We start from the raw sequence: 17,417 nt of genomic DNA on the forward strand, positions 1-17,417 counted from the left end.
GGCCGTCAGCCACATTGCCCCCGCGCGCTGCGGCGAAGGCTGTGTTCAAAACGGTATTCAACGGTAGTCAAACGGTGTTCGCGGGACACAACAGATGAACAACCCGACAAGCCTTCACGATAATGCGCCGATGCGCGCAACTCTGCACGCAGCGTGACATTGTGTAGGAGGCGAGCGAACTGCTCTTCTGTGCGCCAACGCACACGGAGTAACCGGAAGGCGAAGGCGAGCGACAGGCGAGCGACAGGCGAGCGACAGGCGAGCGACAGGCGAGCGACAGCAGGCGCTATCAGGCCGCGTTCAACCAGTGCTCGCACAGCGGGCCATGCTCGCCGTCGACGGGGTCCATTCGCGGAAACGGCACGGCTTGCATGGCCGCGAGCTCCTGCGGCGTGAGCGCTTCGCGACGAATGTCCCACTGCTGACCCGCCGGATAGCCCCCCACCACGCGAAAGCGGCCCTCGAACGACTGTAGGCAATGGCCAGTGCCGGCTGGCAAAAGCAGCACGTCCCCAACAGAGACGCTCACCACCTTGCCGCCTGGACCGCCAACGATCACTTCCGCGGAACCCTCGCTCACGCCGAGCACCTCGTGCGCAGTCGAGTGGAAATGGTGATAGTCGAAAATGCCGTCGCGCCATTGCGGCGGCCATTGATTGCGCGCGAACAGCACTTCGAATGCGGCGGCCACGTCGCCGATGGCGGGGTCGACAGCCTGCCGGTAAACCACGACCGGCAGCTTGCGATTATTCGGTACCCAATCGTGCGGTTCGAGCATGAAGGCTTCGTACTCGGTCTGCATTGCATCGAATGCGTGCGTCGATTTTTCCTGCATCTCTGGCTCCTGTGCGTGGGGCGCGGGTGCCGCATGCGCGAAACGGCAACCGGCGATCTTGCACCGCCGCATAAAGCGCGCCTGCCCGGGTTGGGGCTGCGCTTTTGGCTGCGCTTGGGGCGCCCGGGTGGCTGCGTGTCTGGCCGCGCTGGGTGGCTGCGCTGGGTGGCTGCGCTTGTGACGGCGCTGGGTGGCCGCGCTTAGGGCCGCTTGTGGCCGCTTGTGGCCGCTTGTGGCCGCGCCTTTGGGCCGCGCCTCTGGGCCGCGCCTCTGGCCGCGCTAGTGGCCCGCCGTTGGCCGCCTGTTGGCTCCGCTGTCGGCCCCGCTGTTGGCCAGTTAGAAAGCAATCAGGCTCGCTGCGCGGCGGCACGCCGCGCAGCCAGGTCGACGCCTTGCGCGCATACGAGAAATGCTCAGCCGCCGCCGATGCCCTGCAGCACCTTCCCCGTGCCGCCGCATACGGTGCACTGCTTTCCTTCCACCTTGCCCGTGCCGTGGCAGGCGCGGCAAATGTCTTCGCCAACGCCGGGGGCGTCGGGGGGCGCTTCATCGCCGGGGTTCAGGGGTTCGTTGTCCTGTTGCATGTGTCTCTCCGTTTGTTTGCACGTAGTCAGTTCTTGTGCGACGCACGGCCACCGCCGCCCGCGGGCTCGCCATGCGCGCCTGTTCCGAGCGGAACCTCGGCGGTCTGCTCGGGATGCTGGTTCGAGCGCGGCGGGTTCGTCTGTCGGTCGACGCCGGTCTGCACGACCGGCTCGATGCCGAGCGGGCTTGGCTCTACATAATGCGTGCCGCTTGGCTGGTTGCGCGCTTTCACTTCCGGCGACGGTTCGGCAGCACTGGCATTCGCGCGTGAAGTGCCGGACTGCATGTCCGGTTGGGTGTCGCGCTGTGCATCGGTGCGCGTGTCGGGCGTGATGTCGGGCATTGTTTCGGGCATTGTTTCGGGCATTGTTTCGGGCTTTGCGTTGGGCGTTGTGCCGGGCTTCGTGTCGGCGTGCGATTCCGGCTGCGTTCCGGGCTGCATGGCTCTCTCCTTTTATCGGCTACACCTGCGTCGGAGCAACATATGGACCCCAACGGCACCTTGACCGTAACCCGACCAAAGGGCGCCGCCAGCAAGCCCCGCTCCGCGGTCTCGCAGCGGCTGCGCTCACGCCTCCATTTGCGCATGCTTCGCCCGTCCCCTAGCCCCTTCACGCAGGAGCGACGCATTCATTCGCGCACTCGACAAGCGTGCTGCGCGCACCCATCGCGCATCCATTGGGCACGCCCATTGCGTACTCAACGCTGAAGCTTCGGATTCATCTTTGTAAAAAGGAGCGCCTCATGCCAATCACGACCATTCGCGTGTCCGATACGGAAGTCCAGGTCGAACGAACCCTTTACACGTTCGCGCAAAAGAGCGATGCGGACGCATTCGCGCAGTGCGTAGTGAACGATTCGATCGACACCTGCTATCGCAGCCATCCGCCTCTGTCGGCACGGCCCACTGTGCCGGACGAACACCCTGACGACCCCAATCGCGGCAGTACGATTTCGCCTTCGCTTGGCGGTATGCCCTGAGCGCAAAGCGCGGCCCCTGATTGCCGAATGAGCTGCCGCACGAGCGCGCCGCTTGCTGATGGCGAGCGCGCTACGGTCACTTTTCCGGCGAAGCGCGGTCGGCCGCCACGATCTGCTTGCCGTACTCGATGGCGGCGCGCCGCGCTTCGTCGGCGGTTTCATAGGGGCCGATTTCCGGCGCACCGTCGAATGGAAAAAGAATCCTCCTGTCCGCTTTGCGGAGGACCTTCAGCCCACCTACATAACGGCCGTCGCCTGTTCCGTGATAGCTGGCGAAAATCTCAAACTCGTCGTCAGCAACGTCGGCCTTGTGTCGCGCCATTTCGTGTTTCCCTGTGCCTGTATTTCCGGTGCCCGAACAGGCACCTCACGCTCTTTCGCGCCATGCCATGTGCATTGCGCGTGAGCGAAGGCAGCAACGGCCGTTCCACGTGCGAAAGCCGCTACGCGAAAGGCGATGGAGGGATCAAAGCGGGATCAAAGCGGGATCAAAGGGCATGCGCATTGCGCGCAGGAAAACGCAGCAGGAACACAAAAAGTGGAGATAACGATGACCCTGTCAAACACGTACGACGCAGCGGCACGTGTGATGCACACGCCGACGCCGCCGGAGATCGACCCTGAAGCGCCGCCGGCCCCCAACATCGATCCGGATCCACCGCCCGCTCCCGACGACGACCCGGGCGGCGCGCCGCCCGGTGCGCCCGAAGGCGATCCGCCCGCAACCCCGCCGCCAGTGCATGCGCTGCGGCGTGTGCGGCACTGAAGCGCAACCCGCACGAAACTCGAGCGGAGCGATACGCGCTCGGCGCGCACACGACGCTCTCAATTGGCGCTCTCAATTCCGATCTGATGCAATCGCAATCGGATGCAGTTGCAATCGCCGCGTGAAGCCGCGCCTCGCGAATCAGAACTGATGCAGCATGCCGACGTAAGCGCCGGTCTGCGACTCACCCACCAGCGGGTTCGTGTTGTTCGTCGCATCGCGCGGCGACGCCTGCAGAGAGAAGTTCGCGTTGCCGCTGTTGCGCACGTAGCCGACGGTGCCGTAAAGGAAGGTGCGCTTCGACAGGTTATAAGTGGTGCCAAGCACGTACATCATTGCGTGACCGGAAGGGTCATGCGCGCTGTCGCCCGCACCGTCGCCGACCTTCACGTAGTAGCCGCCGGCGGTCACGGCCCAGCGCGGCTGGAAATTGTAGGTAGCGCCGAGCCAATAGTGGTCCGCAGTATCGGCAACGCCAGCCGGAGAATCCGGCGCGGAGTAATGGGTATAGGCGCCCTGAATCTTCACCGCATCGAAATGCACGTTCGCGCCCACAAAGTATTCACGCGAACTCTGGAAGATGTTCGAGAAACGCCCATTGCTATCGCGTAGTTCGTCGTAAATGCCGCGAACGTCGAAGAGCTGTGAATGATAGGTCAGCATGATGCCGTCCGAGCGGCCGAACTCGCCGCTCGCGCCGCTGTTGAACGCGCCGGGCTGGTTGCCGAACGCGTATTGCGCCTGCACGTCGAAGCCCCAGAACACCGGGCTGTGATATTCAACGTTGTTGCTGGTCTGCTGCCAGTTGCGACCGCGCACGAGCGACGCGGACGAAAACGCCTGCTGCACGAACGGGTCGAATTCCCACACGCCGTCGCTGTCGATAAACAGATTGCGGCCCGCTTGCAGCGTGCCCCATTGCTGGCTGCTGAGGCCGACGAACGCGCGGCGCGACCAGAGCCGTCCGCCGCTCGTGGTGCCGTCCATGACCTGCAAGCCGGTCTCCAGGTTGAAGATTGCCTTCAGGCCGCCGCCCAGGTCCTCGGCGCCCTTCAGGCCGAGCATGCTCGTGCCCCAGTCGCCGCCTTCGGCGCGCCAGCGGCTCGAACTTGCGCCCGTGCCGTTGTCGATGTGATTCATGTACTCGATGCCGGCATCGAGGCGGCCATAGAGCGTCACGCTCGTTTGCCCATAGGCCAGGGGGCTTGCCAGCGCCAGTGCGGCGACCAGCTTCGTAGGTAGTCTCATTGTCTCGCCATCCGTTCTTGTGACGTTTGTTATGCGCTTTCTTCCGGCGCGGTATGGGCACAGCAGGCGCAAGGCGAACTCCACGCATTGCCGCCGAACTATAGGCGATGCGCCGCCCACCCACTATCCGTTTTGCGCAATAGATTCTTGCGAGGCGTGCACGCACGTCGGCCTGACGCGCGAGTTGTCCTTCACCGGCCCGGCACCGGCTGCATCGTCGCAATGGGAATCAGGAATTCGGAGAAGCCAGTCAGCATGATCTGCACGCCGATGCACAACAGCAGAAACGACGAAACGCGCATGGCCACTTTGGTGCCTTCCGCGCCGAGGTATCGTGCGAACACGACCGAGCGGCTGTATACCAGATAGACGGTCAGCGCCACGGCGAGCGAGATCACCACCGACGCGATACCCGACAGCACGAACTCGGAGAGCTTATGCGTACGGTTCGCGGTCAGCGCAATCGCGGTGGCAATGGAACCCGGCCCAGTAGTCAATGGAATGGTCAGCGGGAAGAACGCCCTTGACTTCGCGTTTTCCGCGTCCACCCGCTTGACTCCCGGCTGTTCGGCGGGCTGCGTATCGGGCGCATTCAGCATTTGCCAGCCGCCCACCGCGACGGCCAGCCCGCCGCCTATGCGCAACGCCTCCATTGAAATGCCGAAGAAATGCAGAATCGGCGTACCGATGAAAAACGCCACCAGCAGCACGCAGACGACATTGATCGCGATCTTGCGCGCAAGCGCCGTGCGCTCGTCAGTCGTCAACGAAGCGGTACGGTCGAGAAAAACAAAAGCCACGCCAATTGGGTTGATGATGCTGATCAGCCCCGTGAAGCCGAACAGAATGTCCGCGATCAGACTTTCGACCATATGCGATCCGTGTCGGGCGGCGCTCCGGCAAGCCGACTGCCTGCGGGGACCGCGCCGCGCCGTGTGGTTGAACTGGAGGCGCCGCGTCTTAGCAGCCTGCGCGCCCTGCGTGGCCGGAATCATATCGCGGCGCGATATAAATCCGTAAAAAAGCACCGGGTTGCCGGGCATGGCTCTGCGCGCGCCGGGCGTCGGCCTCGCGGATTGCAATGCAGCAGGCGCAGGCAGGCAAAGCGCCGATCGATGCGCACGCAACTTTCAACCAGCCTACAGTTTTTTGAACTGCTTTACGGGACGCAAGCATCGGGCATACAGTCGCCAGCGAAGCTGCACTTTCAATGAGACGTACTCACAGTTCGAGGAGTTGCCCCATGTTGCTTCGTGTACTCGCCGCGCTGCCGTTCATCGGCATTCTGCTTGGCGTTCCGTTCGTGAACCGCGTCGAGCCGCTCGTGCTCGGCATGCCGTTCGTGCTGGGCTGGATTGTCGCGTGGGTGGTGCTGAGTTCGGTCATCATGGCGATTGTCTACCGCCTCGATCGGTCGAATCGGCAGATTGCCGCCGACAGCGAGGAGGTCCGCCCATGAGCGCGCTCGTCATCATTGCAGCGATCACGCTGTTTGCGCTTTTCCTCGGCGTACGGGCAAAGCATGGCCACGACATGAGCCTCGAACAATGGACCGTAGGCGGCCGCAGCTTCGGCACTGCCTTCGTGTTCCTGCTGATGGCCGGCGAAATCTACACCACGTTCACGTTCCTCGGCGGCAGCGGCTTCGCATATGGGAAAGGCGCGGCCGTCTATTACATTCTCGCGTACGGCACGCTCGCCTACATCCTGTCGTACTGGATGCTGCCGCCCATCTGGCGCTTCGCCAAGCAGCAGCGTCTCGTGTCCCAGCCGCACTTCTTCACCCGCAAATACGAGAGCCCCGCGCTCGGTACGCTCGTCGCGCTGGTCGGCGTGGCCGCGCTGATTCCCTACCTCGTTTTGCAATTGAAGGGACTCGGCATTATCGTGGCCACGGCTTCGTATGGCGCGATTTCTTCGACCGCCGCAATCTGGATCGGCGCCGCTGTGGTCACGGCCTATGTGATCGTGTCGGGCGTGCGCGGCTCGGCGTGGAACTCGGTCGTCAAAGACCTGCTGATTCTCGCGATCGTGCTGTTCCTCGGCATTTATCTGCCGCTGCATTATTACGGCAGTCTCGGCGAGATGTTCCATGCAATCGACGCCGCCCGCCCCGGCTTCCTCACGTTCCCGGCAAAAGGCTCCAGCGTGACCTGGTTCCAGTCCACGGTGCTGCTCACGGCGCTTGGGTTTTTCATGTGGCCGCATACGTTCGGCTCGATCTTCACCGCGAAGGACGAGCGCATTTTCCGCCGCAATGCAATCGTGCTTCCGCTCTACCAGTTGATCCTGCTGTTCGTGTTCTTCGTGGGCTTCGCGGCGACGCTGAAGGTGCCGGGGCTCAAAGGCGGCGATATCGACCTGTCGCTGTTCCGCCTGTCGTTGCAGACCTTCGACCCGTGGTTCGTCGGCGTGATCGGCGCGGCCGGCATTCTGACCGCGCTGGTGCCAGGCTCGATGATCCTCACGTCGGCCTCCACGCTGCTCGCCAACGACGTCTATCGCGGCATGGTGAACCGCAATGCATCGGACGCGTCGGTCGCGAAGCTTGCGCGCATTCTGGTGCCCGTTGTCGCTTTGGTTGCCGTGGCGTTCACGCTGCACGGCGGCGAAACCATCGTCGCGTTGCTGTTGATGGGCTACAGCTTTGTCACGCAGCTTTTTCCCGCGGTGGTGTGCAGCCTGTTTCCGCACAATCGGGCGACGAGGCAAGGCGCGTTCTGCGGGATTGTCGCGGGCGTCGCAGTGGTGGCCATCACCACGACGATGCATCTGACGATCGCGCAACTCATGCCCTTTCTGCCCGACGCGCTCAAAGACGTAAACATTGGCTTTGTCGCGCTGGCCGTGAACGTGATCGTCTTCGTAATCGTCAGCGCAATGACGCAAGGCGGACGCGTTCAGCAGGCACAAGCGTCGGCACATTGATTCCCGCAGTGCGCAGCTTGAAAGCCGTCGTAATGCGACGGCTTTTTCTTTGAGCCCCGCGCCCGCACGGCGCGTCAAAACTACATACGAGTGCAAAAACGCCCGCCCGGCGCGGATGCAAGGCGGCGCAGTAACCGATGGTTACCGCTGAAACACATCGATTTGCGCCAGGTCGATCACAGAGGTTGTCCCAGGCATAGCGCTTGCTGTTTTTTGGCCCTGTGTTTCCGCCGCACTGCACAAGTGCAAAACGCGTCCTCTGGGGGCCATCTTGCCGCTTAACGTTCTACTTGTCGCTTCCGAAGCCCTTCCTCTCGCCAAATCCGGCGGACTCGGCGACATGGTCAGCGCCTATGCCAGCGCCTTGCGCGACGCAGGCGTCGACGTTTCCATCCTGATGCCCGCCTATCCGGCTGCGCTGGAGAAGGCCGTCGACGTCGCGCCCGTTGCCCGCATGACCGGCTTGCCCGGCGGCGACGCGCGACTGCTGCGCGGGCGCATGCCCGACAGCGGCGTGACGGTGTTGCTGCTGCAAATGGACCACCTGTTCGCGCGGGAAGGCTTGTACCGCGACCCTCAGGGACGCGACTACCTGGACAATCTCACGCGCTTTGCCTCGCTCGCCGCAGCGGCGACGCGCGTCGCGCGCGGCGTTCGCAACCTGAAGCGCCCCGACATCGTGCACGCGCACGATTGGCATGCAGGGCTCACGCCGCTTTATATGCGGCTTGCCGGCGTCGCCGCAAAAAGCGTATTCACGATCCACAACCTCGCCTTCCAGGGCAACCATCCGCTCGCGATGGGCGGCTGGATCGGCGTGCCGCCCGAACTGCTGGTGCCCGCGCTCACCGACGAACGCAGCATCGAGTTCTACGGATCGCTCAGCATGATGAAGGCCGGCATCGTGCACGCGGACCGCGTAACGACCGTCAGTCAGCGTTATGCACGCGAAATTCTCACGCCGCGCTTCGGCCACGGCATGGAAGGCGTGCTGCAAGCGCAGGCGGCGAAGCTGTCGGGCATCGTCAACGGAATCGACACGTCCGTATGGAATCCGGCCACCGACGCCTATATCGCCCGCCCCTATTCCGTCGACGACACGGCGGGCAAGCAGGCGTGCAAGCGCGAACTGCAACAGGCGTGCGGCTTGACGCGCGACCCGTTTGCGCCGCTTGTCGCGATTGGCAGCCGCCTGACGGAACAGAAGCTCGCGGACGTGGTGATACGCGCGCTTCCGGTATTGCTCGAACGACATCCGCGTTTGCAATTCGCGATTCTCGGCCAGGGCGAGCGGGCGCTCGAACATGCGATGCAGGAACTGGCTGCCGCATGGCCCGGCCGCGTGGGCGTGCAGATCGGTTATGACGAGCGGCGCGCGCACATGCTGCATGCGGGCGCGGATATTCTGCTGCACGGCAGCCGCTTCGAGCCTTGCGGACTCACGCAGCTGTATGCAATGCGCTACGGCACGATTCCGGTGGCCTCACGCGTGGGCGGTCTCGCCGACACCATTGTCGACTATGCGCCGGAGTGCGCGCGCGGCGAAGATTGCGCGACTGGTTTCCTGTTCGACGGCGAAGATACTTACGATGTGGTGCAGGCCCTGGGCCGCGCGCTGGCGGCATTCATGCGGCCGTCGTCGTGGCATGCGTTGCAGCGCAATGCGATGAGCCGCGATTCGAGCTGGGAAGCGTCCACTTCGAGCTATCTCGCGCTGTACGCTGATCTCGTCGATGCCCGTCCCGCACTGCGCGACACGCGCGTTCGCAAAACGCCCGGCCGCGCGAGAACCGCGGGCTCTGCAGCAGCGCGGCAGGTTCACCGCGATGAGGCGTTCGGCGCGGGAGTCGGTGAAATGGTTCGGAGCGCGTAATAATCGCGCGTGGTGACTGGGGGCAGCGACTAAGCGTAACGCTGCGGCGCAGCCTGTACGCACTGGCTTGCGCCCGCCCTGCGCCGTACTCCGTCCACCGCGCCGGCCCCATCGCGCACTCGCGTGCGCTCACGCACGCAAAGCACACGCGCTGCGCGCCTGCGTCCATCGGTCATCCACTCAACCCAGTGAATCCGCCGCTCACCGTGCTGCGCGCGATGCAAACGCGTAGCCGTCCTTGCCGCCGCGCTTGACCTCGTACATTGCTTCGTCGGCGGCAGCGACGAGCCGGCGATAATCGTCCACCAGATCCGGATAGCTCGCAATGCCGATGCTCGCGCGAACCATGCCCATGCCCATCTGTTTATCGGTGTGTGCCACGCAGCCAATCAGGCGCTGCGCGATCTGACGCAGTTCGTCCTGCGCGGAAAACTGGCGAACCAGCACAGCAAATTCATCGCCTCCGATTCGTGCAACCAGGTCTTCCTTGCGCACCGACTCGCGAAAGCGCTTTGAGACTTCGATCAGAAACTCGTCGCCTACCCGATGACCGAGTGAATCGTTGACCTGCTTGAAGCCGTCCAGATCCACGTACAACACAGCCATCTTGCGCGCGCTCGCGTCCGCTGACGCCTGCATTGCCGCCTCCTGCAATTCGGCAACCAGCTTGCGCCGGTTCGCGAGGCCGGTCATCGGATCGTGCAGCGCAGCGTGCTCGAATTCGTGCGACTGGCCGGCCAGTAGACGGTTGCGCCTGGCGTACATGCCAAGCGCCGTGATCAGCATGCAGAACAGCAGCGCTGCAAGCGCAATCAGCATGCGCGAGACGAGCGTGATGCGTTTGCGGATGTCGGCACTATAGGCATCGCGCTGTGCGTGCCAGTAGGACGACGCGTTGCTGAGCAGCGCGTCCATTTCTGCGAGCGTCGCATCGGGCAACAACACGGACGAAGGCATGCGCGGCGCGCCTGCGGGGCTGGCATTGATCAGCGCGGCGAGCGACGCGAGGCGGCGCGTCAGTTCGGCACGCGCGTCGCGATAGCCGTTGGCCGCGGCGTCGTGCGCGCCCGGCACCTGTTCCCACGCGCCGACCCGCGCGCGTGCCGTTCCGGCTTGCTCGACGGCCTCCAGCACGAGGCTCGCGTATTCCTGTTTGACCTGATCGGAGAACACGGTTCTGATCTGCAAGGCGAGGTACAGCAGGCCGATCAGCAGACACAGCAGCGAAGCCACGGCGAGCGTGGCGGGTCCGGGCGTGAGCGGCCGGCCGTTGACGCGCAGCGGCCCCGGGCGCCACGCGAAGAGCGGCTCAGGGATGCGAGTAGAGGTCTTGCTGGCTTCCGCTGCCATGTTGTCGATAGCTGACTCGTCGAAAGAAGGAACCCATGCGCGCGAAGAGATTGCCCTTGCGGCGCGCGTTGCTGGCCGACGCACGCCGCTCCTGCTGGGCGGATTTCGCTTCCCGCGCGGGGCGCGTCGATGCAAGCTGAGGCACTGCGGCTGGCGCAGCGGTTGCGGCAGCTTGCGTCGCGCGAGGCGCGATCGCGGGCGCGGCGGCCAGGCTCGAGCGCGCATCGGCGGCGGCGTCCGCGAGCACCGCCTCGTCCTGAGGACGCGAGATCTCACCGGCCCATGTGGACGGCTTGCGGCGCTCGTCCACCGTCGCCGCCGAAGATTGCGCGGGGATTGCCGGCAAGTCGAGTAGCGCGATGGCGTCGGCGGGTGAACTCGTCGCGACGGCAGGACTGCGTGCGAGAGCATCGGGCGCCGGCATTCCGAGCGGCCCGGCGGTCGTCGCGACAGTGGCCGGCGCTGTCGGACTGCGCGCCGGAGCACCCGGCGCCGGCATCACGGGCGGCCCTGGGGTTGTCGCGACAGTGGCCGGCGCTGTCTGCGCGGCCGTTGCAGGCAAACTGCCGCTTCGCTCCGACGCTGTCGCCAGCATGGACGCCGTATGGTTCGGCGCGGGCATGCGCAAAGCCTGGCGCGCGCGGGCAATGGCTTCCGCGTAGGTCTGCTGATCGCTGTTGAACCACACCCCGTAAGCGACGGTGCCGACCACGCCAAACGCAAGCGCGCTCGCCGCCGCCACGCACAGCGCCAGTCGCCCGAAGCGGGGTGTCATGTCCGTTGCCTGCGCAGTTCTCGGGTCGAGGCCGTCATCGTCATGGTCCGCGCGAACATGAGGCAAGTCAGGATCGTTGTACATCGTAGTACGCTCCGCAATTCTTCCGTCTGACGCTCCGTCAGGCCCGGTTCACACAGTCTGCACGGTCGATGCAAACGCTGCCCGAAGAATGTAACTCTCTCATTCGATAGTCACAACACGACCGGCTCTGCTTCAAACGTCTGTTCGGCAGATCGCATTTGAGCCTGCAAAACCAGGTAAAACCTTCAAGGCGGCCATGCATGCGCGACAAACTCGCGGCGCCGCGAGTCGGCCAAGCCCGCTGCAAAGGCCCGCCACGTGTGAAGGCGAAGCCTCGCACCGTACGAGGGGCCTAAGTCCACGCAATAAGCGCGCCTGTGTGGCGGATCTGGACAGTAGGCGCGGGCGGACGCTTCAAACGCACGTGTGACCGCGAGAATTGGTTGCGTGATCCACCAAATTGAGGATATTTCGCGCGGTGGCGCGCGCAGCGGGAAGGAGGAATCTGCTGGCCGAAGCGATTCGATCGTGGACGCTGCCGCGTTCCCGAGCCGCGGCCATGAATGGCGCATTTCGCCGAGGTTTCGGCACAAAAGCGCGATGGCAGAACCGACGAATGGCAACGCAGCGGCATGTTGGCGTCGCGCAGAGCAGCCGCTACCGCGCGCTGGTTCAGCGAGCGTTTTTCAGCCCTGCACGTCAGGCATGACTGCGGCCGCGGGGCATTTACGCCCAGCGGCCGCAGGGTGCTGCTTGCAACGCAGCTCCAGGGTGGCCGCCAACGTGCAAACGTCGCCGGCCAGGCCCTGAGTGGTCTTACTGCGTCTGCGCCTTCTGCCGCAGCTTGCCCTGATAGCGGATGGTCGGACGCAGCGACTGCGTCGTCGGTGCCGGGGCTTTCAGCAGTTGGCGGGCCACCATGGTGTTGGCGGAAGTGAGCGAGCCGATGGTCGTTTCACGCGACGGGTCGGCGAGTCCGTGAGCAACCAGCAGTTTTGCCTCGAGTTGCAGGCTCGTCAGCAGCACAGGGTCGGTCAGCGCATTGCTCTGTGCGAGCAACTGGCTCCACGCGTTGTTGCTGTAGTTCGTCACGTAGTAGTCGAGGCCGCTCGGATCGGCGAGCACCGCGGAGCAGCCGTTCAGCCGCACCTGCGTTTGCAGGTCCTTCATGGCGACCGTCTTGCGCGAAGTGAGTCCATCGCCATAAGCGAGCGTGAGCGGAATGGTCCATTGCGTTCCGGGATACTGGTTCTGGTTGGGGAACGGCGCCTGTTTGAGCGTCACGATGGTCTGGTTCGTGGTCAGGTCGCATTGGGTGTCGAGTGAGATCAGCGGCACGCCGGTTTGCCGCACGAAGCTGTCGCCAATCGCGCCCATCGGCTGACCGCTTGCCTTCGTGAGCTCGTCCCATAGACGCTTGGGCGTGACGTTGCCGAGCGCGTAGTCGGCCAGGTACTGCTGCAGCCCCTTGCGCATCGTTTCTTCGCCGAGATAGTTCTCCAGCATCTTCAACACGTGACCGCCCTTGTCATACGTGAAGGCGCTCGCGCTCAGCACGAAGTCGTTGGACGCCCAGCCATTGAAGTTCGGCTGCACCGGGAACGCCGTGGACTTGAGGTCCGCGTTGATGACCGCGTACTTGTTCTTCACGTCGTCGACCCAGCTGAAGCGGTCCGGGAAGAAGCGCACTTTCGTCTTGTTCTCGAAGAACGTGGCAAACGATTCGTTCAGCCAGACGTCGTCCCACCAGTCGAGCGTAACGAGGTCGCCGAACCATTGATGCGCCGCCTCGTGCGTGAGCACCGTCACGCCATAGTCGGACATGCTCGTGCCTGGCGCCGGCAGGATATCGTCGGCGAATTCCAGAATCGCACCCCAGTTCTCCATGCCGCCGAAGTTCAGGTCCTTCTGTTCCTTGAACGCGTCGTTCGCCGCAATCGTGTCGAACTTGGTGAGCGGCAACGGGATGCCCGTGTAGCGATAGTAGTAGTCGAGTGCCTGCTTGGTCTGCTGCATGGCGGGCTTGGCCCAGTCACGCATGCCGGGCGGCGTGAAAATGCGCAGATGCAGGCCTTTGCCGTCGGGCAGCGGGCTCGTGAAGTCGTCTTCGAGAATGTCGAACTGACCGCCGCCGAAGAACAGCAGATACGAAGGCATGGGCGGGGTTTTTTCGAACGACACCAGCTTATAGCCGCCGCCAACGTTCACCGCCGGCTTTTCGGCCGCGTTCGACACGACGTTCCAGTTTTGCGGCACTTCCGCGCTCACCTCATAGGTCGGCCGGAACGCCGGCTCGTCCCAGCCGGGGAACCACTGCCGCGCGAGATTCGACTCTCCCTGGGTAAGAATCGCGCCGCTCGTCGAACCGTCGGTCGCCTTCAGGTCGACGCGGAAAACGCCCTCCGCCGCGGAACAGCCAGGATACGGATCGTCGCCGCAACTTCCGCCGGTTTTCGTCACCGGGTCGTCGTAGCTCTTGAAGTTGATGATGCCGCTCCACTCCATGTGCAGCGAGTAGTTGCCCGCGGCGATCTGACCGCTGACGGGCCGCAACTGGTAGAAGTCGCCGTCGTCCTGCGGCGTGGCGATCAGCGCGATGTTGCCCGGCTGAAGCATGATCGTGCCGTTGGTGAACTTGATGCGATGCCCCGCGATCGTGATCGCGTTAACCGCCTTGAGCACCTTGATCTGCACGTCGGCGCGGCCGTCGAACGACGACAGCGCCGGGTTGGGCCTGAACCACAGCTTGTAGTTGACGGGCGTTACCGTGTTGGGCAGTTCAACTGGCTGCACGGTCTTGTCGATCGACGTGTCCGCGACCGCCGCGCTCGCCGGCACGACCGGCGTATCGGAGGCGCTCGCCGGGCCTTGGGCAGATTTGCTCGTGAGCGAAGCCGAGCCGTCTCCTCCTCCGCAACCGGCCAGGGCCATTATTCCGGCTAGCGCCAGGCACTGAATCTGCAATCGGAAATTTATGCGCATTTTAATCCTCGACTGACAATATCGGTATAAACAAGGTGCGTTGAGTCACTTCAGCCGTGTTTCTCTTTTTTCAGCGAAAAAGGTCTCCCGCACCAGCACCGATTTGCTAGCGAGAATATATGGACGTGTTACGCCCTCAGCACTAACGGCTGATTTTTAAAGTTACAGATCTTTTTATTACAAAGCTTTCAGAACAGACATTTACGACGCCGCTCCGATTCACGGAAAAGCGCATGCAGCGCGCTTTCCGGAGAAACGCGATAAACGTGGCTCGGTTTTGACGCCAGTGCGTAGCCTAGTTTGGCAAACGTTATCGTGTCAACTTCCTTTCACAAACTTTCCTGGTTTCGAGCGCCACGTATGCAAACCGAATGGCCGCGCCGATTTACCTGAGTCGATACTCTAAATACGTGATTTCCCGGACGGGACTACGGAAAATTTTTTATTTTCTAATTGCCGGATGTGATAAAGCGAAAGCGCGAGTCGCCGAGAGAAACCGGCGACTCGCGCTTTACTTTGCATTGAGTTCGGGACGCACTTGCCGCACGCAACCGCTTGGCAAATCGCGGCGTCGGCGTCTCGCACCAGGTCAGCGGCGCCCGGTCCGCAGCGGTCTGAAGAAGCTGCGAATTTCGGCCGCCAGCAGGTCAGGCTTTTCCATTGCGGCGAAATGGCCGCCGCCTGGCATGTCGGTCCACTGCGTCACATTGAAGGTTCTTTCAAGCCAGCTGCGCGGCGGATGACTGATCTCCTTCGGAAAACGCGCAAAGCCGACGGGCGGCACGACGCGTTCAGCTTGCGCGAAACGCATCGGCTGAAGACGGTTTTCCCAGTACATCTGCATCGCCGGCCCAATGCTCTGCGTGTACCAGTAAAGCGAGATGTTGGTCAGCAACTCGTCTTTTGAAAAAACGCGCTCCACGTCCCCTTCGCAATCGCTCCACGCGCGGAATTTTTCAGCTATCCATGCGGCGAGCCCCACAGGCGAATCGTTCAGCGACGCCGCGAGCGTAAGCGGCTTCGTCATGTGCAGATGCGAGTAGCCGCCTTCGAGCGCGGCCCACTCGTTCCTGTCGCGCAAAAAGCGCTCTTCTTCCGCGCTCAACGCTTGTTGCGTCGCGCCGATCGCGGGCTCGTAGGAACCCGGCAGGAAGTTCAAATGAATGCCGTCGACCACCTCGGGATGCCGCGTCGCAAGTGCAATGGAGACGCCCGCGCCCAGGTCGCCGCCTTGCGCGCCGAAGCGCGGGTAACCGAGGCCGTGCATCAGCGACGCCCATAGATCCGCGACCTGAAACGCCGACATGCCGGGCCGCGCAGGCGCCGCGGAAAACGCGAAGCCGGGCAGCGAAGGCACGACCACGTCGAACGAATCCGCAGGTTCGCCGCCGAACGCGCCGGGGTCGCACAGCCGTTCCAGCAGCGCTTCGAACTCGACGAACGAACCCGGCCAGCCATGCGTGACAACCAGTGGATAAGGCGCCGGGCCCGCGCCGCGCCGATGCACGAAGTGCACGCGCTGTCCCTCTACGTCGGCCATGAACTGCGGCTGCCGGTTCAGGCGCTCTTCAGCGGCGCGCCAGTCGAACTGCCCGGCCCAATACGCGGCGAGCTCGCGCAGCCATGCTGCGTCCATGCCCTGTTGCCATGCGGGCGACGGCGTGGCGGGCGCCCAGCGCGTTGCGAGTATCCGTCGACGCAGATCGTCGATGTCGTGCTCAGGCACGGCGATATGAAACGGCTGGATTTGCATGGGCGTCGTCCACGGTGGAGTAGTCGATCGAGCGCAGTTTGCAGCGCGCCGTTCGCGGCAATCGGCTCGCATGATCCACAAAACTACCGGCATGGTACACAATGCGCGCTGTTTCGTTTCGTGCGCTGGAGATCGACATGCTGGGAGCGCTGGCCGCCCTGCTCACCTTTCAATGCCTTGGAGAAGGCGTGTCTTACGTGTTCCGCTTACCGGTGCCGGGCCCGGTGATCGGCATGCTGCTGCTGTTCGGCTTTGTGATGATGCGCCCGCAAACAGCGGACGCCATCGAGCCCACCGCGCTCGAATTGCTACGGCATCTGTCGTTGCTTTTCGTGCCCGCGGGCGTCGGCATCATGGTGTCGGCCAGCCGCATTCGCGGCGATGCGATTGCCGTGATCGTTTCGATCGCCGTCAGCACCACGCTTGCAATTGCGGTTGCCGCGCTCGTCACGCGTGCGTTGATGCGCCGGCAGCAGCGCAGCGGACCGGACAACCGCGCCGACACGGAGGCCGCACAATGACCGCTTTACCGAAGCTCGGCGCGATCTGGGTCTATCTGGCGGCAAGTCCGCTGCTCGGTCTCACCATCACGTTGATCGCGTATCTGATTGCGCAGGCCCTGTATGCAAAGGCGCGTTTCAATCCGCTCGCCAATCCGGTGCTGATCGCGGTCGCGCTGCTCGTCGCAGTGCTCGAACTGACCGGCACGCCATACGCAACGTATTTCGAAGGCGCGCAGTTCGTCCACTTTCTGCTCGGTCCGGCGACCGTTGCACTCGCGTTGCCGCTTTATCGCCAGTGGCCGAAGCTGCGCCGCTATGCGTTGCCGCTCATTGGCGGACTTGTCGCCGGCTCGTTGACGGCGATTGTCTCGGCCATCGGCGTGGCCGCGCTGTTCGGCGCCTCGCATCAGACGCTCGCGTCGCTCGCGCCCAAATCCGCGACTACGCCGATTGCGATGGCGGTGGCGTCGCAAATCGGCGGCATTCCGTCGCTTACCGCGGTGCTCGTCATATCGACGGGAGTGTTCGGCGCCGTGTTCGCGCGCGCCATTCTCAACGTATTGCGAATCGCCGAGCCCGAGGTGCGCGGCTTCGCACTCGGCATTGCGTCGCACGGCATCGGCACCGCACGCGCATTTCAGGTGAGCGAGCAGATGGGCGCGTTCGCCGGGCTCGGCATGGGGCTCAATGGCGTGTTTACCGCTTTTGTGGTTCCCGTGCTGATGCCTGTGATGGCGCGCTGGCTGGGCGTGTGAGCGTTGGGCACGGCGTCGCGTGCGCACAGGAAGAGCGCGTGCGCAGCACATGAGCATCG

General features: G+C 63.6%; 17 protein-coding genes. 7 read left to right on the forward strand and 10 right to left on the reverse strand.

Going from position 1 to position 17,417, the window contains the following annotated elements:
• Positions 1 to 289: 289 nt before the first annotated feature.
• The 3 genes from JNB89_RS00445 to JNB89_RS00455 form a co-directional block, all read right to left on the reverse strand.
• Positions 290 to 835 carry a cupin domain-containing protein gene (locus tag JNB89_RS00445; protein WP_220360843.1) on the reverse strand — a complete coding sequence of 182 codons (546 nt, stop codon included), beginning with the start codon at positions 833 to 835 and terminating at the stop codon, positions 290 to 292.
• Positions 836 to 1,248: 413 nt separating this feature from the next.
• Positions 1,249 to 1,419, reverse strand: coding sequence for a hypothetical protein (locus tag JNB89_RS00450; protein WP_006047046.1), 171 nt, complete (start codon positions 1,417 to 1,419; stop codon positions 1,249 to 1,251).
• A gap of 26 nt (positions 1,420 to 1,445) precedes the next feature.
• Positions 1,446 to 1,706, reverse strand: a complete 261-nt coding sequence (locus JNB89_RS00455; protein ID WP_220361246.1) for a hypothetical protein — start codon at positions 1,704 to 1,706, stop codon at positions 1,446 to 1,448.
• A 458-nt stretch (positions 1,707 to 2,164) separates the two neighbouring features.
• Between JNB89_RS00455 and JNB89_RS00460 the strand changes: the two genes are divergently transcribed.
• Positions 2,165 to 2,401 (forward strand): hypothetical protein, encoded by a 237-nt coding sequence (locus JNB89_RS00460; protein WP_013341192.1) that lies wholly within the window; start codon positions 2,165 to 2,167, stop codon positions 2,399 to 2,401.
• Positions 2,402 to 2,477: 76 nt separating this feature from the next.
• On the opposite strand, the gene JNB89_RS00465 is transcribed toward JNB89_RS00460, so the two are convergent.
• Positions 2,478 to 2,723: a DUF6723 family protein gene (locus JNB89_RS00465; RefSeq protein ID WP_013341193.1), complete on the reverse strand. Its 246-nt coding sequence runs from the start codon at positions 2,721 to 2,723 to the stop codon at positions 2,478 to 2,480.
• Positions 2,724 to 2,951: 228 nt separating this feature from the next.
• Between JNB89_RS00465 and JNB89_RS00470 the strand changes: the two genes are divergently transcribed.
• Complete coding sequence (locus tag JNB89_RS00470) at positions 2,952 to 3,167, forward strand: hypothetical protein (RefSeq protein WP_220360844.1); 216 nt, start codon at positions 2,952 to 2,954, stop codon at positions 3,165 to 3,167.
• Between the two features lie 141 nt (positions 3,168 to 3,308).
• Here the strand turns inward: JNB89_RS00470 and JNB89_RS00475 are convergent, their stop codons facing one another.
• Together JNB89_RS00475 and JNB89_RS00480 are read right to left on the reverse strand one after the other, a co-directional pair.
• Positions 3,309 to 4,415 (reverse strand): porin, encoded by a 1,107-nt coding sequence (locus JNB89_RS00475; RefSeq protein WP_013341195.1) that lies wholly within the window; start codon positions 4,413 to 4,415, stop codon positions 3,309 to 3,311.
• Between the two features lie 191 nt (positions 4,416 to 4,606).
• Positions 4,607 to 5,287, reverse strand: coding sequence for a MarC family protein (locus JNB89_RS00480; protein ID WP_135892085.1), 681 nt, complete (start codon positions 5,285 to 5,287; stop codon positions 4,607 to 4,609).
• A gap of 371 nt (positions 5,288 to 5,658) precedes the next feature.
• On the opposite strand from JNB89_RS00480, the gene JNB89_RS00485 reads away from it, so the two are divergent.
• From JNB89_RS00485 to glgA, 3 genes are all read left to right on the forward strand, one after another.
• Positions 5,659 to 5,874 carry a DUF3311 domain-containing protein gene (locus tag JNB89_RS00485; protein ID WP_135892084.1) on the forward strand — a complete coding sequence of 72 codons (216 nt, stop codon included), beginning with the start codon at positions 5,659 to 5,661 and terminating at the stop codon, positions 5,872 to 5,874.
• A complete protein-coding gene (locus JNB89_RS00490) occupies positions 5,871 to 7,343 on the forward strand; it encodes a sodium:solute symporter family protein (protein ID WP_220360845.1) in 1,473 nt (490 codons plus the stop codon). Before JNB89_RS00485 ends, JNB89_RS00490 begins: the two co-directional genes overlap by 4 nt.
• A gap of 271 nt (positions 7,344 to 7,614) precedes the next feature.
• Positions 7,615 to 9,216: a glycogen synthase GlgA gene (gene glgA, locus JNB89_RS00495; RefSeq protein WP_220360846.1), complete on the forward strand. Its 1,602-nt coding sequence runs from the start codon at positions 7,615 to 7,617 to the stop codon at positions 9,214 to 9,216.
• A 201-nt stretch (positions 9,217 to 9,417) separates the two neighbouring features.
• Here glgA and JNB89_RS00500 read toward each other — a convergent pair whose 3' ends face one another.
• From JNB89_RS00500 to JNB89_RS00515, 4 genes are all read right to left on the reverse strand, one after another.
• Positions 9,418 to 10,566 carry a GGDEF domain-containing protein gene (locus JNB89_RS00500; protein ID WP_220360847.1) on the reverse strand — a complete coding sequence of 383 codons (1,149 nt, stop codon included), beginning with the start codon at positions 10,564 to 10,566 and terminating at the stop codon, positions 9,418 to 9,420.
• The gene (locus JNB89_RS00505; RefSeq protein ID WP_220360848.1) at positions 10,526 to 11,425 is read right to left on the reverse strand and encodes a hypothetical protein; all 900 of its coding nucleotides are present in this window, start codon (positions 11,423 to 11,425) and stop codon (positions 10,526 to 10,528) included. The genes JNB89_RS00500 and JNB89_RS00505 overlap by 41 nt, the downstream gene beginning before the upstream one ends.
• 756 nt (positions 11,426 to 12,181) lie before the next feature.
• Complete coding sequence (locus JNB89_RS00510; protein ID WP_135892079.1) at positions 12,182 to 14,347, reverse strand: M1 family metallopeptidase; 2,166 nt, start codon at positions 14,345 to 14,347, stop codon at positions 12,182 to 12,184.
• 589 nt (positions 14,348 to 14,936) lie between these two features.
• Positions 14,937 to 16,100, reverse strand: coding sequence for an epoxide hydrolase family protein (locus JNB89_RS00515; RefSeq protein ID WP_220360849.1), 1,164 nt, complete (start codon positions 16,098 to 16,100; stop codon positions 14,937 to 14,939).
• 137 nt (positions 16,101 to 16,237) lie between these two features.
• Between JNB89_RS00515 and JNB89_RS00520 the strand changes: the two genes are divergently transcribed.
• Both JNB89_RS00520 and JNB89_RS00525 read left to right on the forward strand, forming a co-directional pair.
• Positions 16,238 to 16,621, forward strand: coding sequence for a CidA/LrgA family protein (locus JNB89_RS00520; RefSeq protein ID WP_013341204.1), 384 nt, complete (start codon positions 16,238 to 16,240; stop codon positions 16,619 to 16,621).
• On the forward strand, positions 16,618 to 17,358 hold the full coding sequence (locus JNB89_RS00525) for an LrgB family protein (protein ID WP_013341205.1): 741 nt from the start codon (positions 16,618 to 16,620) through the stop codon (positions 17,356 to 17,358). Before JNB89_RS00520 ends, JNB89_RS00525 begins: the two co-directional genes overlap by 4 nt.
• Positions 17,359 to 17,417: the final 59 nt, after the last annotated feature.

The organism is Paraburkholderia phenoliruptrix (assembly GCF_019511605.1).
Classification (GTDB): domain Bacteria; phylum Pseudomonadota; class Gammaproteobacteria; order Burkholderiales; family Burkholderiaceae; genus Paraburkholderia; species Paraburkholderia phenoliruptrix_A.

Coding starts and splice junctions, on each gene's coding strand:
- JNB89_RS00510 (WP_135892079.1), bottom strand. CDS start 14,347: ATGCGCATAAATTTCCGATTGCAGATTCAGTGCCTGGCGCTAGCCGGA.
- JNB89_RS00445 (WP_220360843.1), bottom strand. CDS start 835: ATGCAGGAAAAATCGACGCACGCATTCGATGCAATGCAGACCGAGTAC.
- JNB89_RS00485 (WP_135892084.1), top strand. CDS start 5,659: ATGTTGCTTCGTGTACTCGCCGCGCTGCCGTTCATCGGCATTCTGCTT.
- JNB89_RS00515 (WP_220360849.1), bottom strand. CDS start 16,100: ATGCAAATCCAGCCGTTTCATATCGCCGTGCCTGAGCACGACATCGAC.
- JNB89_RS00455 (WP_220361246.1), bottom strand. CDS start 1,706: ATGCAGTCCGGCACTTCACGCGCGAATGCCAGTGCTGCCGAACCGTCG.
- JNB89_RS00470 (WP_220360844.1), top strand. CDS start 2,952: ATGACCCTGTCAAACACGTACGACGCAGCGGCACGTGTGATGCACACG.
- JNB89_RS00480 (WP_135892085.1), bottom strand. CDS start 5,287: ATGGTCGAAAGTCTGATCGCGGACATTCTGTTCGGCTTCACGGGGCTG.
- JNB89_RS00450 (WP_006047046.1), bottom strand. CDS start 1,419: ATGCAACAGGACAACGAACCCCTGAACCCCGGCGATGAAGCGCCCCCC.
- JNB89_RS00525 (WP_013341205.1), top strand. CDS start 16,618: ATGACCGCTTTACCGAAGCTCGGCGCGATCTGGGTCTATCTGGCGGCA.
- JNB89_RS00490 (WP_220360845.1), top strand. CDS start 5,871: ATGAGCGCGCTCGTCATCATTGCAGCGATCACGCTGTTTGCGCTTTTC.
- JNB89_RS00505 (WP_220360848.1), bottom strand. CDS start 11,425: ATGTACAACGATCCTGACTTGCCTCATGTTCGCGCGGACCATGACGAT.
- JNB89_RS00475 (WP_013341195.1), bottom strand. CDS start 4,415: ATGAGACTACCTACGAAGCTGGTCGCCGCACTGGCGCTGGCAAGCCCC.
- JNB89_RS00520 (WP_013341204.1), top strand. CDS start 16,238: ATGCTGGGAGCGCTGGCCGCCCTGCTCACCTTTCAATGCCTTGGAGAA.
- JNB89_RS00465 (WP_013341193.1), bottom strand. CDS start 2,723: ATGGCGCGACACAAGGCCGACGTTGCTGACGACGAGTTTGAGATTTTC.
- JNB89_RS00460 (WP_013341192.1), top strand. CDS start 2,165: ATGCCAATCACGACCATTCGCGTGTCCGATACGGAAGTCCAGGTCGAA.
- JNB89_RS00500 (WP_220360847.1), bottom strand. CDS start 10,566: ATGGCAGCGGAAGCCAGCAAGACCTCTACTCGCATCCCTGAGCCGCTC.